Consider the following 15934-nt stretch of genomic DNA (forward strand, 5'->3'; position numbering starts at 1 on the left):
AGATGGTCGTACCGCTACCGGGCTCATGTCGGTGCTCCGATCCTGGGTCGACCGATGAGCTGGGTGGCGATGCCCTCCGGCGTCGGTTTGATCAACAGGTCCTCCACGTCGAGCAGCAGTCCTGCCTCGGCTTCCAGGGCGGCCAGCAGCTCGGCGCCGGCCAGGGAGTCCCCGCCGAGGGAGTAGAAGTCCGAGTCCGCCCTGATCCGGTGCTGCGGGACCTGAAGGCTGGTCGCGAAGATCCGGGCGATCCGCCAGGTGAGTTGGGTCAGCCGGGTGAAGGTCTGCGGGTCGGCCGAGGGCGGCACGGCAGCCGGCGGCGTCGGCGTCGAGTCCGCCGGTGCTGGGGCCGCAGGGGTCGGGACTCGCGGAAGTGCCGGGGGGTTCGCGGTGGTGGGTGGGAGAGGCTCGCGGACAGCGGGATCCCGCTGCTCGTGGCTGGTCTTGCCGGTAAGGGTCCGGGGCAGTTCGTCGAGGAACTCGAATCGAGACGGGATCATGGCGCTGTGCAGCCGGCTGGCCAGGTGGGCGGTGATCTTCTCCTGCCGACCGGGTACGGGATCCCGGCCCCCGGTCGAGCCGTCGAGCACGACCAGGGCGGTCAGTTGCCCGTCCCGCTCCACCACACTGCACTGCAGCACCCCGGGGGCGTCCTGGAGAACCCGCTCGACCTCGTCCAGTTCGACCCGCTGGCCTCTGATCTTCGCCTGCCGGTCCCGTCGGCCCAGGTACTCCAGGGTGCCCTCGGGACGCCAGCGGCAGATGTCCCCGGTGCGGTAGATCAGCCGCCCCGGCCGGGTGTCGAAGGGGTCGGGCCGGAACCGCTGCTCCATCAGCTCCGGCTGGCCGAGGTAGCGCCCCACCCCGAGGCCGCCGATGCACAGTTCGCCGGGCTGCCCGACCGGCACCGGCCGCAACGCCTCGTCGAGGAGGTACACCCGCTTGTTCGGCACCGGTCGGCCGATCGGCGGCTCCTCCTCGGCCGGGTCGCACTCGTGCCAGGTCGCCCACACCGCCGTCTCGGCCGGACCGTACAGGTTGAGGAACCGTCGACCGGGTGCCGCCCACCGCCGCAGCACCCCCGCCGGCAGCCGCTCCCCGGCTGCGGCGGCGATTCGCAGGTCGGGCAGGGGGTCCGGGGCCAGCGCCGCCCACACCGAGGGGGTGAGGGTGGCCACCGTGATCCCGTACCTGCGCATCGTGCGCAGCAGGGGCGGCCCGACGGTCAGTTCCGTCAGCGGCACGGTCACCAGGACCGCCCCACCCAGCGCGGCCATGGTCAGGTCGAACACGCAGCCGTCGAAGTTGGGCGACAGGAACTGCAGGATCCGATCCGAGGGACGGATGCCGAACACCCGCCGCTGCGCCAGGTGCAGGTTCACCACCGCCTCGTGGGAGATCGCGATGGCCTTCGGCTTTCCGGTGGTTCCGCTGGTGAAGACGACGTACGCGGTGTTGCCGGGCGCCACCCCGGTCACCGGTGCCGTCGGTGCCCGACCGGTGCCCGGGACGACGAGCAGATCGGCCGCCAGTTGCCGCGCCGCCAGCCGGGCCGCCGAGGCGGGATCGGTCAACACGATCCCCACCGAGGCCTCCTGGAGCATGACTCGCAGCCGCTCCGGCGGGCAGGTGTGTTCCGCCAGCAGGAAGGCGCCCCCCGCCTTGCCGATCGCCAGGGTGGCGATCAGCAGTTCGACGGAGCGATCCAGGACCACCCCGACGACCCTCTCCGGTTCCACCCCCCGGGTACGCAGCTCCCGGGCCAGGGCGTTGGCCCGCTCCTCGATTTCCCGGTAGGTGTGCGGCACCCCCCGGTCCAGCACCGCCACGGCCTCGGGATCGAGCCCGGCCCGGTGCGCGAACACCTCATGCCAGAGGCGCAGGGTCCCCAGCGGCGCGGCAGTGTCGTTCCAGGTGACGAGTTGCTCGTACCACGGGTCAGCGCTCTGCCCCGGGGTCGCGGGCGCGACCGGGGTGACCGGGCTGACCGGCGCGACTGCGGTGACCGGACAGCCGGAGGGCTGCGGGTCCGTGGTGATCCGGGCGACCGGTTCCGGCCGTGGGAAGCGGTCGAGGCCGGCACCGGCGGCCGGGGCCGGTTCGTCGGTCGGGTGCAGCGTCGTCCAGGCGTGGGCCGGGCAGCGGGTGTTGACGTGCGGACCCCACTGCAGGGCGTCCGGTCGGTCGGCCAGCCGGTAGTGGGGGAACCGGTCCAGGAAGGCCAGGATCGCCCAGCCGGCCAGCCGCTGCGCGTAGGGTGCGCCGATGCAGTGGTGCCGGCCCATCCCGAACCCCAGGTGTCGGCCCTGCTGGCGGGTGATGTCCAGCCTTCGGGGGTCGGTGAACCTGCGGGGGTCCAGGTTGGCGGCCCCGGGCAGCACGACGACGGACTGTCCGGCCCGCAGGGCCACTCCGGCCAGCTCCAGATCCTCGGCCACCTGGCGGGCCAGGTACTGACTGGAGCCGTCGATCCGCATGAACTCGTCGATGGCCTGGTCGATCAGTTCTGGGCGGTCCCGCAGCAGGGCCTGCTGGTCGGGGTGGGCGGCCAGGTGCAGCAGCCCGGTGCAGACCAGGTGGGTGAGGGTCTGGTAGCCGCCGGCGGTGAAGACGACACAGTTGGCCGCGACGGTCTCCAGACCGTACTCGGTGTCCCGGTTCGAGCTGCGGGGGCGACCGGCCAGGGCCTGCGCCAGGGAGCTGACCAGGTCCGGTCCGGGTTCGGTGAGCCGTCGCTGCGCCTCGGCCCGGAAGTAGGCCATGGCCTCGTCGAGGACCGGCAGCACCGCACGGTCCCGCAGGTTCGGCAGGGTGGAGAGGCTGCCGATGAGCCGACCGTAGGCGTCGGCCCAGGCGACCAGCCGCTGCGGCTGACCGGTGACCGCCAGCAGGGTCTCCGCCAAGGCGACATGCAGCCGCTGGGCGAAGTCCTCGACCAGGTCCACCTCACCACGCTCCGGCAGGGCCTCGACCATCGCGGTGGCGATGTCCCGCAGCTCCGGGTCGCGCTGGCGCACTCTGGAGGGGGCGAACTGGTCGCGTACCGCCGCTCTGATCTCGACCTGATCGGGCGGATCCATGAAGATCATCTGTTCCAGCAGCATCCCGCCGACTCCGGCGAATTCCGACAGCCCGCGCGAGGTCAGGGTCTGCGCGGAGTGGATCCGGGCCGAACGGAACCGCCGGTGATCGGAGAGGATCTCCGCGGCCTCGGCGTACCCGGAGCACACCCACACCCGGGCCACCGTGTCGTAGAAGAGGGGACCGAGTTCGGCGACGGCGTCGAAGTAGCCGGTGGGATCGGCGATCACCTCGGGCCGACCGAGCAGGTGGATGCCGTGTCGCCGCGGGTCGAAGGTCGGTGTCATGCCCCCTCGTCTCCCCCGGACCGGTCGCGCGGGTCACCGGCCTTGTGACCGATGATCAGGTGCTTGTCGCCGGTGGACCGTCGCACCGTGCAGTCGGTGAAGCCGGCCGCCGTCAGCAGGGCGAGGTACTCGGCCACCGTCCGGTGCCGTCCCCGGGTCTCCAACTGCATGAGCAGGTTCATCACCGAGGTCGCCAACGGACCGGTGTGATCGTCGGCGAACAGTCGATCCATCACCAGGACCCGACCGCCCACGGCACACGCCCGGTAGGCGTTGCGCAGGATGTGCAGGCACTCCTCGTCCGGCCAGTTGGACATCACGTAGCCCAGCGAGACCAGATCACCGGGCGGCAGGTTCTCGGTGAAGAAGTCACCGGCCACGAAGTCCAGCCGGTCGGCCACCCCGGCGGCCAGCCCCGCCCGGATCAGGTGGGGACGTACCGGCGGCAGGTCGAACACGACCGCCCGCAGCCCGGGAGACTGCTGTAGCGCGGCGGCCGCGAAGGGTCCGTTGGCGCCTCCCGCGTCCACCAGCAGGCCGGCGGCGGGCAGGGCGGCCAGGGCGGCCAGTTCCTTGGACACCCCGTGGCTGAGGTGCCACATGGCGTCCATGAACTCCCGGGTGGACTCCTCGTCGCGGTAGAAGATGTCGTACGGGCCCTCCCGGGTGGCGTCCACCTCGGCCTTGCCCCGACGCAGGTACTCCTCCAGCCGCTGCATCCGTTCGGCTGCCCCGATCGTCAGGTGCTCGACGAAACCGCCGATGTACCGGGGGTTGCCCCGGTCGAACAGCGGAAGGGCCTCCTCGGTCAGGCGGTACGCACCGGCCGGGTCACGTCGTACGACCCCGAACGCCACACAGACCAGCAGCAGCCGCTGGACGGTGTCACCGTCGAGACCCAACTGGTCGGCGACCGCACCGGCGGGCAGGGGTCCGTTCTTGATCAGGCAGGTGAGGATGTCGTGCCGGTCGACGAGGTGCAGCACGGGGGTGGAGACCAGGCCGTAGATGGCCTGCTCGATCTGGGGGGTCACAGTCGCTCCCGGACAGCGTCGGTCAGTGGTTCCGGTGCTCCGTCGTCCTCGACGTCGAGCAGTCCGGCCGGCATCTGGAATGGGGTCCCCTCCGGCGGTGGGGGCAGGGGTTCGGCCGCCAGCCGCACCCGGTCGATCGCCTGTCCCAGCCGGGTGGTGCAGGTGTCCGGATCGGCCGCCGTGCAGACCACGAAGGAGTGCCGGGCGATGTAGCCGCCGGGTGGCAGGCGAAGTTCGGTGCCGGGTCCGACCATGGCCACGGCGGAGACCAGGCCGGCCGCCGGGTCCGGTTGCGGCAGGGACAGCTCGGTGACCCGGCAGTCGTACGGGGGGTAGCCGAACCGGATCCCGGCCGCCCTGTGGTGTTCGACGGTGAACTGGGGCTGGTTGCCGGTCGCCACCTCCACCAGCACCTCACCGGGGTCGATCCCGGTCGCCAGCTTGCCGAGGTACGGGATGAGGTCGCCACCGAGGCGCCCGTTGACCTCGACGATCACCGGGCCCCGGCGGGTCAGCTTGACCTCCGTGTGGGTCATCCCGTAGCCGATGCCGAGCACCCGGTGGCTGACCGCCAGCAGTTCCCGCAGCGCGGGATCGGCCAGCAGCGGGTCGGCGGGGTCGACGACGTGGCCGATCTCCTCGAAGTACGGCTCCCACCCGGTCTGCTTACGGGCCAGGTACATCGGACGGTAGTCGCCGTCGACGACGACTCCGTCGATGCTGACCTCGGGACCGTCCAGGTACTCCTCGATCAGGGCGCCCCCCTGGTAGGGCTGGTCACCGGCGAGGCTGGTCTGCGCCGCCACCTGGTAGGCGCGGTCCAGTTCGGCCTGGTCCTGCGCCAGCACCACCCCGATGCTGGCGCCCAGGGCCCGGGGTTTGACCACGACCGGGTAGCCGATCGAGGCGGCCAGCTCGCGGGCCTGGGCCGGGCTGGTGGCGTACCCGTGCGCGGGTTGGGTCAGCCCGGCTGCGTGCAGCAGTTGGCGGGTGCGGTGCTTGTCCCGGCAGCCCAGGACTCCGTCGATGCCCAGGCCGGGCAGGCCCAGCTCGGCGGCGATCATGGCGCTGGGCAGCACCAGGGGCTCGTCCCAGCAGAGCACCCCGACGACCCGATGGGTGGCGGCCAGCTTCCGGGCGGTGGCGGCCAGGTTGTCATGGTCGTGGACGTTCGTCACCGTCCAGCCGGCCAGGTAGGGCCGCTGCCAGGTGGGGGTGGTGCCGTTGATGAGCCAGAGGTCGTAGCCGGCCTCCCGCGCCCGGCGGGACGCCGAGGAGACCAGGTACTCCCGGTAGACGCTCAGTCCGCTGCCAACCACGAGCAGCATCCCGTCATGGGGTTTCATACCGCTTCCTTCCGATGATGTGCCGTGCCCCGTCTGCGGGAGGTGTCCAGGCCGGGTGGGGGTGCGCGCAGCCCGGCGACCTTCTCGGCGATCAGGGGTGCGGCTTTGAATCCGCCACCGCCGCAGGCCGCGTACGCCCAGGTCGGCGACGAGGAGGGGCCCAGAGTGGCCAGGAGGGCACCGCCGGTGGCCTGGTCGGCCAGGTAGTAGCACTCCCGGGTTCGCAGGGGTGCGGGTCCCGTCCCGCCGGCCACCATCGAGCTGAGCAGGTGGCTCAGCACCCGGCGCCGCGACGGCGGGGTACGCCGGGAGCCGATCCGCTCGACCGGCCGGCACACCGCCTGAGTGCTCACCTTCAGGTCGGTGTCGGCCCCGGGGGGCAGCAGCCAGCCTCCGGCCTGCGGGCCGGTGCGCAACAGCACCACCGGGGTCGAGTCCCAGGCGGTCGACTCCGCCGGGTCGGGCCGCCGGTAGAGCATGCTCTGCCGGTACAGGGTCACCGGTGTCGGGAGCAGCCCGGCCAGCAGCGACCGGGACCAGGCCCCCGCCGCCACGAAGAGCAGGTCACCGGCGAGGCTCGACCCCCCGGCCAGGGTGACCGTGGCGGCGGCGGGATCCACCTCGACCACCCGGTGGTACGGCAGCAGCCGCACCCCGTGGTGCTGCCGCAGCCACCGGGTCGTCCCCGTCAACACCCGACGGGCCAGCAGCACCCCGGCCTCCGGCTCCAGCAGACCGGCGGCCTGCGCCGGGAAGATCAGATGCTCGAGCCGTTGCCGCAGTTGCCGGGGCCCCAGCAGTTCGCCCTCGATCCCGGCGGCATGCATCAGGCGCAGGTTGTCGGTCGCCTCGGTGAGCGACTGGACGACCAGGACACCCACCCGGCGATAGATCGGGGTGGCCAGCAGACGTTGCAGTTCCGTCCAGCGTGCGGGCAGGACGGCCGCCGCCCGGGTGGCCGCCGGGTCGCCCAGGTGCAGGGCGCGAACGACCCGGTGCTGGTCGAAGGAGGCCGCCGCCGGGTTGGGGATGGGGCCCTGGTCCAGCACGGTCACCTCGTCGCCGCGACGGGCGCACTCCAGCGCGGTGAGGAGCCCGACCACACCGGCCCCCACGATCAGCACCCGCCGTCCGGTCGGGGTGGCGGCCGGCATCTCAGGCCGCCGGCGGGGCGGGCCGCTGCGGGGCGGCCACCTCCAGGTCGGCCAGCCGGGGCAGCCGGCGGGGGTGCACCTGCCGGGCCTCGGCGGCCCCGTCGAGCAGGTGGGGTGCGGTCGCGCCCAGCACCTCGTCGGCGAGGTCGATCAGGACCGGCGCGGCGGCGCGCAGGAAGGTCTCCACCTCGTGGTAAAGGTCGCCGGCCCGCTCCGATGTGGCGGGCTGGTCGCCGGACTCGAATCGGGCAGCCAGTTCGGCCAGGCGGGCCAGTTGGGCGGTGATCGTCTCGGCGATCCGGTTCAGGCTGTAGTGGGACAGTTCGGCCTGCCCGGTGCACCGGCTGATCATGGTGGCGGCGGCGGTTCGGCCGGCCGGACTGACCGGCAGCGTCCACCCGGCAGGTGGATTCTGTGCGTCGTACCACCGGTTCAGGGCCTCGGCCAACCGGTTCCAGGGCTGGATCAGTCGGGTGCCGGCCAGGGTGGCCAGGGCGGATCGACTGAAGTTGGTCCGCTGGTGTTCCGGGCTGGTGCTGGCGAGGTAGAAGCGGCCGATGTCACGCGGGGTTTCGGCGGCCAGTTCCTGGGCCCAGACCACATGCCCCCGGCTGGTGGAGAACTTCTCGTGCTCCAACTCGTAGAACTCGTTGGTCAGCATGGTGGGACGCAGGTACCGGTCACCGAAGGCCATCAACAGGGCTACCCCGACCAGGGCGAACGGGTGGGTGTTGTCGAAGCCCATGAAATAGACGACCTCGGTGACACCGTCGGCCAGCCAGAGGTCGTCGACGGCCTGCGGAGGGTGGCCGGTCGCCGCGGCGGCGACCGCGGCGGTGTGGATCCCGGCCGGGATCGCCTCGACGGCGGGGTTGATCGCCTGACCCGGCACCTCCGGGAAGGGGGCGGGCACCCCCCAACCGGTCGGGAAGGTGATCGGGAAGTCCGGCAACGGTCGACTCAGCATCTCCCCCAGGGCCTGCCGCATGTGCGGCCGCATCACCGTCTCCGGCCTGAGGTAGTGGGCCCGCAACCGTTCCCGGTAGCGCTCCAGGGGCAGCACCAGGATCTCCGCCGACCGTACGGTCAACTCCTCGTCGGGGTGTTCGGTGGAGCGCGGTTCCCGCAGTTCCCCGGGGTTGATGTGGTGACCGCAGCTCTCGCAGACTCCGCCGCAGCTGTCCGCCAGGCAGGTCGGGCAGATCCCCTGGACGTACGCCTCCATCAGGTACTCCCCCGTGCGAGGCAGGTAGGGAAAGGACATCCGGCGTAGCTCGAACACCCCCTCGGCGTGCAGTCGGCCGAGGAACTCGCAGAGGAAGTCGCGGAATCCCTTGTCTCCCGGGGCGAATCCGTCGATGGAGATACCCAGCGCGGCCAGTGAGCTGCGGACCTGTTCCTCGGCCCGTTCGGTCAGCGATTCCGGGGCGATCCCCAGCCGGCGTGCGGTGGAGACCACGAAGGTCTGGGTCTCCTGCACCCCGCTGCCGAACAGGGTCCGGACACCGGCCGCCCGGCGGTACCGGGCGTAGACGTCGGCGGCCAGGAAGGGCCCGCAGAGGTGACCGACATGCAGGTCGCCGTTGGCGGTCGGCGCGGGGACGATGACGATGCTGCGTGCCATCTCAGCCCTCCGCCCGGTGCCGGTCGGTGAAGCGGGCGGCCATGTCGGTGTCCCACCAGATGGCGTAGTAGGTGAACTCCCGATCACCGGGATTGGTCACCTGGTGGTGGGATCCGGGGGCCAGGCGGACGATGTCGCCGGCCGTGAAGTCGCTGCGCTGCCCGTCGACGATGATCTCCCCGCGGCCGACCAGACCGATGAAGATCTCGTACTCGTGGTGGGCGTGCGCCGTCGCGGCGCCGCCCGGGGGCACCACGCACCAGGCCCCCTCGAAGGGGGCGTTCAGCTCGGGCCACGGCAGGAGCAGTTCGTAGTTGAGGCCGTACCCGCTGGCCAGTCTGCCCTGATCGAATCGGCGGATCTCCATCACGCCCCCCGACCGGCCGGCTGGGGGGTGCCGAGGCGCTGCCCGGAGGCGGTACGCCGGGCCACCATGTCCTCGACGATCTCCGCCGACCGGTGTGCCAGCACACTGATCAGGGAGTCGGCGATGCCGTGAGTCTCCTCGTTGGTCCCCTGGAGGTAGATGGCACCCCAAGGGGCGTTGTCGATCTCCACCCGGTAGTTCCGGGACACTCCGACGGGATCGATTCCCAACTGCGGTTCGAGCTGCCGGAACAACGGGGAGGGCTCGTTGCGGTAACCGGTGCCCAGCAGCACCAGGTCGCAGCGCAATTCGGTGATCTTTCTGGTCCGTCGGTCGCTCAGTTCGAGGACGATCTCCTCGCCGTCCTGCCGGGCGGTGACGATCTCGGTCAGGGTCATCACCCGGGACCGGTCGTCGCCGTTGAGGCGCTGGCGGTACAGCATCGCGTACAACTCGTCGAGGAAGGGCGGGGCCAGGCCGGCGTAGTTGGTGATGCGCATTTCGTCCAGGATCTGACGCCGTGACTCCTGGTCACAGTCGAAGAACTCGTCCACGAAGGACGGGTAGAACAACTCGTTGACGAATTTGCTGGTCTGGTAGTTCTGGAAGCCGACCGACCGCAGCAGGATGGTGGGTCGACTGGCGGGCAGATCCTCGTGCACGGCGTAGAACATCTCGGCGGCGCTCTGTGCGCCACCGACGACCGCCACCCGGTACGGCCGTTCGCGGTCGAGTTCGGCGATCCCGGCGCAGTAGCGGCTGCTGTGGATGACCTTGTCGGTGGGCAGCTGCCGGAACACCTCCGGCACCTGGGGCTCCCGCCCCACCCCGATGACGAGGTCACGGCAGGTGATGGTGTCTCCCCCGGCCAGGGTCACCGTCCAGTCGTGTGGGGCTCCGTCGGCGTCCCGGTTGACGGCGATGCTCGCGCACCGGGCGTTGTACCGCACCCGGACCTGACGCAGGGAATCCGCCACCCAGGCCAGGTATTCGGAGATCTCGCTGCGGTACGGGTAGAAGGTGGACAGGTTGACGAATTCGTCCAGCCGCCGCTTGCTGTGCATGAAGTTCAGGAATGAGAAATCACTGCGCGGATTCCGGAGGGTGACCAGGTCCTTGATGAAGGAGACCTGACTGCGCGCCCCGGGCAACAGCAGTCCGCGCTGCCACTTGATGTCCGCGTGCTGCTCAATCAGGAGCGTGTTGGCAGCCAGGCCGGTGTGTCCGGACTCCTCGATTGCCACTGCCAGGGCCAGGTTGGCCGGGCCGGCACCAACTGCCAGCACATCTACCTCTTGGTGCGCCACATCTGCTCCCTTTGGTTGCGGGTTGCCGACGGGTGACTCCCGATCACGGGTATCGACGGCCACCAGAGAAACACATCGGCGGGCGGCGCCGATATGGCGAAGTCGGCCAGTGGCCTATCGAGGACATCCGGGCGGAGACCGGCGCCTCCTAATGGCGATTTCGGTGGCCGGTGCCGGTCGGTTGCCGTAACCGGCCGCATCGACAGCCGTATCTCGGTACATGATTTCCGTACCGTTTTCGCGGGGCCGGAATGCCGCCCGCGATGGCAGCAGGAGGAGGCGACATGCCCGCACCAACCGCAGGGCCGAGCGGCCGGCAGGTCGGTCCGGCCACGGCGGAGGGGACGGCCGTGACCGCGGCAGGTTCACCCCGGCCGTACGAGTGGCAGCGGAGCCGCCCCGGTCGGCGACTCACCTGGGACGGGTGCCGGTGAAGATCCGTGAGGTGCTCGGCGACGAACGACTGCGCACCTCCTTCCCGTTGCAGTCGTACGCCTTCGGCCCCTCCCCGACCCCGACGACCGAGGAGCAGCTTCGCGCGGCGTTGCCGTACCACGAGGGCAACTGCACCATGATCGTGGAGGACGAGGGTCTGGTCGCGGCTGCGGCCTCGGCCATCCCGATGTGGCAGAACCTGCGCGGCCGGGTGCTCGACATGGCCGGTGTCGCCTGGGTCGCCACCCATCCCCTGGCCCGGCGCCGGGGTCACAGCCGGGACCTGCTCCACCACCTGCTCGATGAGATGCGCCGGCGGGGGCACGCGGTGACCGCCCTGTACCCCTTCCGGTCCTCGTTCTACGCCCGGTTCGGCTACGTCAACCTGCCGAAACCCCGGACGGTCACCTTCCGGCCGGAGGACTGCGCACCACTGTTGAAGGCGGAACTGCCCGGCGAGGTCACCTGGCAGCCGTACGCCGAGGGGTTCGACGAATACCGGGGGTTCCTGCGCCGGCTGCTGCACCGGCGGCACGGTTTCGCGCTGCCGCCGGAGCAGCAGAGCGCAGCCGGCCGCGACGCCGGCACCCGCTGGCTGGTGACCGCCCGCCGCGACGGTGACATCGTCGGCATGCTGACCTACCGGATCGACGGCCAGGGTGGACAGCTACGCGCGGACGACCTACTGACCACGGATCCCTTCGGGCGGGCCCTGCTGTTGAGGTTCTTCGCCCACCACATCGACCAGGTCTCCGAGGTGGTGCTGACCGTCCCCGCCGATGAGCTGCCCGAACTGTGGCTGGACGACCTGACCGCCCGAGTCGAGACCGTGCTCTCCTTTCCCTGCGCCCCACCCCCGATGGCCCGGGTCCTCAGCGTCGAGGGTCTGCGCGGGCTGGAGGTCGGGGCGGGTCGGGTCGGCATCGAGGTGGTCGACGACCCTTTCCTGGCCGGCGAGTACCACCTCGAGGCCGTCGACGGACGACTGGTGGTGGAGCCCGATCCCGGGCCGGTGTCGGCCGTGCTCACCGCGGCCGGATTCTCCGGGCTGGTCTACGGTGTGCTCGATCCGGTCGAGGTGCTGGCCCGAGGGTTCGGCACCTTCTCCGACGAGGCGGTCACCCAGTTGCGGGCCCTGTTCCCCCGGGCGGTGCCGTGTGTGTTTCCGCCCCGATAGCCGCGCCGACGACCAGGGCCGTCGGTGGCGCGCGGCCGGAGTCAGTCGGCCCAGCCCTCGCGTACGGCCGTGGCGGCCAGGGTCACCCGGTTGTTCGCGCCCAGGCGCTGCATGAGGGCACCGACATGACGGCGTACGGTGCGCTCACTGATGCCCAGGTGCCGGGCGATCGCCTTGTCGATCATGCCGGTGAGTAGCAGCCGCAGCACCTGGTCCTGTTCGGAACTGAGCCGCTCACGGGTGCCGGTCACCGGCACCGCCCGATGCCACAGCAGGTCGAAAAAGGTCCGGAGCGCCGAGGCGATGACCGGGGTACGCACCAGCATGGCGCCTTCCATGCCGGTCGGGCCCAGCGGCAGCAGCGCCGTCTGCCCGTCGACCAGCACCATCTTCATCGGCAGCTCGGGATAGATGCGGCACTGCCAACCGGCCTCGACCGAGGCCCGCAACATCTGCGCGGAGCCGGGCAGGTCCAGGACTCCTCTGGTGTAGATGTTGCGGAAGGTCACCCCTCGGGCCACGGCGGCGGCCGGGGGCCGGCGGACCGACTGCGGGTCGGGTGGCCGGTTGAAGTGCTCCGTCTCGATGCTCATGACGTCCCGGCGGGCCGACAGGCACAGCTCGACCGAGAGGGCACCGATCTCCGCCCCGTCGGTCAACACCCGGATCCGGTCCTCCGGCAGCCGACCCCAGTCCTTGGCGCCGAGATAGTGCTGCTGCAGGGCTTCGACCTCTTCGCGTACCCGCAGCAGGCCCTCGTACCGATCGGTGATCTGCCGTTGGATGAGCAGTATCGCGTTGTCCATGGCCCGCACCGGTTCGACCGGCACCAACTCCGGCCGCCCCACATGCCGCTCCCGGGCGAAGCCCCGCTCGATCAGCTCCCGGGTCGGCCCGGCGTCACGCAGCATGGGCTCCTCGTGCAGAGGCAACGTGCCGGCGGCCAACAGGCGCTGGTAGAGCGCGGCCGCCTCCGCGGAGAGGACTTCCGCCAGACAGGTCTTCATCCATACCCCTTTTCCCCAACAAGCTGACCGGCTTCGTCGCCGCCGTCCGGTCGGGTCCTGGACGGTCCACTTGTCGGTAGGGTAGAAGTTGCCGCTGGAGCTACCCCTGGAGTGACCTCTGGAGTTCGCCCGCGTGGACCAGAATGGGCACCCGGCGAGATCCTCACGGAGGCGGTGACGGGCGATCGCGGATCAGGGCATGCGCTTCGAGGTGCTGGGCCCGTTGCGCGTCTGGTGTGATGAGCGGCGACTCGACCTGGGGCCTGTGCAGCGGCAGGTGGTGCTGGCCGTGCTCCTGCTGCATGCCGACAAGGTGGTCGAACGAGACCGGCTCATCACCGGGATCTGGGGTTCGACCCCGCCAGCGTATGCAGTGAATTTACTACAGAAACACATCTCCGCCCTGCGGCGGGTCCTCGACCCGACACCGCAGAAGCGGGGTCCGTCGACCTTCCTGACCTGGACCGGCTCCGGATACCGCCTGGCGGTGGCCCCCGGCGGACTGGACCTGGTGGACTTCGAGCGGGAGGTGGCCGCGGCGCGGACGGCCCGCGACAGCGGAGACACCTCGGCCGCGGCCACCGCCCTGCACTCCGCCCTGCGCCGCTGGCGGGGCCCCTTCTGCGCCGGGCTGACCAGTCCGGCCCTCGACGCCGAACGCACCCTGCTGGACGAGCGCAGGTTGGCGGCGCTGGAGGAGCGCATCGAGCTCGACCTGAACCTCGGGCGGCACCTGGCCGTGGTCGGGGAGTTACGCCAACTGGTCGCCGACCACCCGTACCGGGAGCGGCTGTGGTGTCTACTGATGGTCGCGCTGTACCGCTCCGGCCGCCAGGCCGAGGCGATCATGACCTTCCATGACGTACGGCGGCACACCCTGGACGGTCTGGGGGTGGAGCCGGGGGCCGACCTGCACCGACTGCACCAGCAGATCCTGGCCGCCGATCCGACACTGGTGATCCACGAGCCGGGGCCCTCGGTCGGCACGGCGGCGCCGTTGACCGGCCTCCGGCTGCCCGTACCGGCCCAGCTCCCCCATCCCGTACCGGGATTCGTCGGCCGACAGGCGGACCTGGCCCGCCTGGACGGACTGCTGTCCCAGGGCTGCGAGACGGCCACCAGGACCAGCCCGGTGGCGGTGATCGCCGGCATGGCGGGGGTGGGCAAGACGGCCCTGGCGGTGCACTGGGCCCACCGGGTACGCGGCCGGTTCCCGGACGGGCAGCTCTACGTCAACCTGCGGGGATACGACCAGTTCGGGGCGGTGGCGGAGCCGGCGGCCGTGCTCCAGACCCTGCTGCACGGACTGGGAGTGCCGCCGGAGCAGGTGCCGGCCGGCCTCGATGCCCGGTCCGCGATGTTCCGGACCCTGCTGTCCACCCGGCGGCTGCTGATCCTGCTGGACAACGCCCGCGACGCCGAGCAGGTCCGGCAGTTGCTGCCCGGCTCCTGCGGCTGCCTGGTGCTGGTGACCAGCCGCAACCGGATGACCGGTCTGATGGCCACCGATGCCGCCACCCTGATCGACCTGGACCTGATGACCGCCCAGGAGTCCCGGAAACTGCTCGTAGGGCGGCTGGGCGCCGGGCGGCTGAGCGCCGAGCCCACGGCGACCGATCAGCTGATCCAGCAGTGCGCCGGTCTGCCGCTGGCGTTGTCGATCGCGGCGGCCCGGGCCGCCAACCAGACCCGGTTCCCGCTGTCCGCGCTGGTGGCCCGGTTGGACACCGCCCGCGACGGCCTGGACGCCTTCAGCGTTCAGGAACGGCAGGTCGACGTACGGGCGGTCTTCTCCCACTCCTACCAGGTGCTGGACCCGGCCACCGCCGGCATGTTCCGGCTCCTCGGTCTGCATCCCGGACCGGAGGTGACCGTACCGGCGGCGGCCAGCCTGGTCGGTGTCCCCCGGGCCCATGCCGACCGGCTGATCGCGACTCTGGTCAACAGCAGCCTGATCAGTGAGCAGGCCCCCGGCCGGCACGTACTGCACGATCTGCTCCGCGCCTACGCCGTGGAGCTGACCCACAGGCACGAGGGTGAGGCGGCCCGCCGGGCCGCGGTACGCCGACTCCTCGACCACCTGGTGCTCAGTGCCCACGGCGCCGACCGACTGCTCAGCCCCTCCCGGGAGCCGATCACCCCGGTACCGGCCACAGCGGGGGTGAGTCCGGAGCGGATGACCGACCGGCAGGCCGCCCTGCGCTGGTTCACCGAGGAACAGACCGTTCTGCTGGCCGCCCTGGAACCGGCGGCCGGCCAGGGATTCGACACTCATGTCTGGCAACTGGCCTGGGCGATGACCACCTATCTGGACCGGCGCGGACGCTGGCACGACTCGGCGGCGATCCAGACCCGGGCGCTAGCGGCGGCCCGCCGGCTCGGCGACGAACGGGCCCTGGCCCTGGCCCACCGAGGACTCGGCCGGGCGGCCGTCCGGCTGCAACGGCCGGAGGCCCGGTCGCATCTGACAGCGGCACTGACGTTGTTCACCAGGGTCGGGGACCGGCAGGGTCAGGCGCGTACCCGGCTCAACTTCGCCTGGCTGTGCGAGCAGCAGGGACGCCATCAGGAGGCCCTGCCCCACGTACGACAGGCGGTGGAACTGTTCCAGCGGTGCGACGACCGGATCGGGCTGGCGGATGCCCTGAACGCCCTGGGCTGGTTCCATGCCAAGCTCGGCGGGTACCGGGCGGCCCTGACCTACTGCGCCGAGGCGCTGGCGTTGGCGCGGGAGACGGGTGACGAGGACGGCGAGGCCCACATCAGGGACAGTCTCGGCTACATCCATCAGCTCGGCGACCAACCCCGCCAGGCCCTGGCCAACTATCGGGACGCCGTGCGGTTGTGGCGGGAACTCGGTGACCGGCACTATGAGGCCGAGGCCCTGCACCAGCTAGGTGATCTTCATCACGCGGTGGCCGAGCCTGCCGCGGCCCGCGCCGCCTGGACGGCGGCGTTGACGATCTTCGACGAGTTCCACCACCCGGATGCCGCGCAGGTGAGAGGGAAGTTGGGCAAGCTCGATAAGGTGCCCGCCCGGTCACGGTGCTGACCGCCGGAGGCCGGCGACCCCGACCACCCCTGGTTGACGGGGCATGACCGGCCGGGCACCCTG

Annotated in this window: 10 protein-coding genes; 2 read left to right on the forward strand and 8 right to left on the reverse strand. The window is 71.1% G+C overall.

What is annotated here, in order from left to right; all coding sequences use genetic code 11:
- Nucleotides 1-23: 23 nt before the first annotated feature.
- Genes ABZ795_RS02690 through ABZ795_RS02720 form a run of 7 tightly spaced genes read right to left on the reverse strand, consistent with a single transcriptional unit; the run spans nt 24 to nt 10179 of the window.
- Nucleotides 24-3368 carry an amino acid adenylation domain-containing protein gene (locus ABZ795_RS02690; protein ID WP_357528231.1) on the reverse strand — a complete coding sequence of 1115 codons (3345 nt, stop codon included), beginning with the start codon at nt 3366-3368 and terminating at the stop codon, nt 24-26.
- Complete coding sequence (locus ABZ795_RS02695; RefSeq protein WP_357528232.1) at nt 3365-4402, reverse strand: methyltransferase; 1038 nt, start codon at nt 4400-4402, stop codon at nt 3365-3367. Before ABZ795_RS02695 ends, ABZ795_RS02690 begins: the two co-directional genes overlap by 4 nt.
- Nucleotides 4399-5748 (reverse strand): ATP-grasp domain-containing protein, encoded by a 1350-nt coding sequence (locus ABZ795_RS02700; RefSeq protein WP_357528234.1) that lies wholly within the window; start codon nt 5746-5748, stop codon nt 4399-4401. Before ABZ795_RS02700 ends, ABZ795_RS02695 begins: the two co-directional genes overlap by 4 nt.
- Nucleotides 5745-6902 (reverse strand): FAD-dependent oxidoreductase, encoded by a 1158-nt coding sequence (locus ABZ795_RS02705; RefSeq protein ID WP_357528236.1) that lies wholly within the window; start codon nt 6900-6902, stop codon nt 5745-5747. The genes ABZ795_RS02700 and ABZ795_RS02705 overlap by 4 nt, the downstream gene beginning before the upstream one ends.
- A 1-nt stretch (nt 6903) precedes the next feature.
- A complete protein-coding gene (locus ABZ795_RS02710; protein ID WP_357528237.1) occupies nt 6904-8526 on the reverse strand; it encodes a class I tRNA ligase family protein in 1623 nt (540 codons plus the stop codon).
- A gap of 1 nt (nt 8527) precedes the next feature.
- Nucleotides 8528-8893, reverse strand: a complete 366-nt coding sequence (locus ABZ795_RS02715) for a cupin domain-containing protein (RefSeq protein WP_357528239.1) — start codon at nt 8891-8893, stop codon at nt 8528-8530.
- Entirely contained in the window at nt 8893-10179 is a 1287-nt protein-coding gene (locus ABZ795_RS02720; protein WP_357528240.1) for a SidA/IucD/PvdA family monooxygenase, read from the reverse strand. The genes ABZ795_RS02715 and ABZ795_RS02720 overlap by 1 nt, the downstream gene beginning before the upstream one ends.
- 445 nt (nt 10180-10624) lie before the next feature.
- On the opposite strand from ABZ795_RS02720, the gene ABZ795_RS02725 reads away from it, so the two are divergent.
- Entirely contained in the window at nt 10625-11812 is a 1188-nt protein-coding gene (locus ABZ795_RS02725) for a GNAT family N-acetyltransferase (protein ID WP_357528242.1), read from the forward strand.
- 41 nt (nt 11813-11853) lie between these two features.
- Here ABZ795_RS02725 and ABZ795_RS02730 read toward each other — a convergent pair whose 3' ends face one another.
- Nucleotides 11854-12819 carry a LuxR C-terminal-related transcriptional regulator gene (locus ABZ795_RS02730; RefSeq protein ID WP_357528244.1) on the reverse strand — a complete coding sequence of 322 codons (966 nt, stop codon included), beginning with the start codon at nt 12817-12819 and terminating at the stop codon, nt 11854-11856.
- A 199-nt stretch (nt 12820-13018) separates the two neighbouring features.
- Between ABZ795_RS02730 and ABZ795_RS02735 the strand changes: the two genes are divergently transcribed.
- Nucleotides 13019-15871 carry a BTAD domain-containing putative transcriptional regulator gene (locus ABZ795_RS02735; RefSeq protein WP_357528246.1) on the forward strand — a complete coding sequence of 951 codons (2853 nt, stop codon included), beginning with the start codon at nt 13019-13021 and terminating at the stop codon, nt 15869-15871.
- The last annotated feature ends 63 nt before the right edge of the window (nt 15872-15934 follow it).

Source organism: Micromonospora sp. NPDC047134 (assembly GCF_040643455.1).
Taxonomy (GTDB): domain Bacteria; phylum Actinomycetota; class Actinomycetes; order Mycobacteriales; family Micromonosporaceae; genus Micromonospora.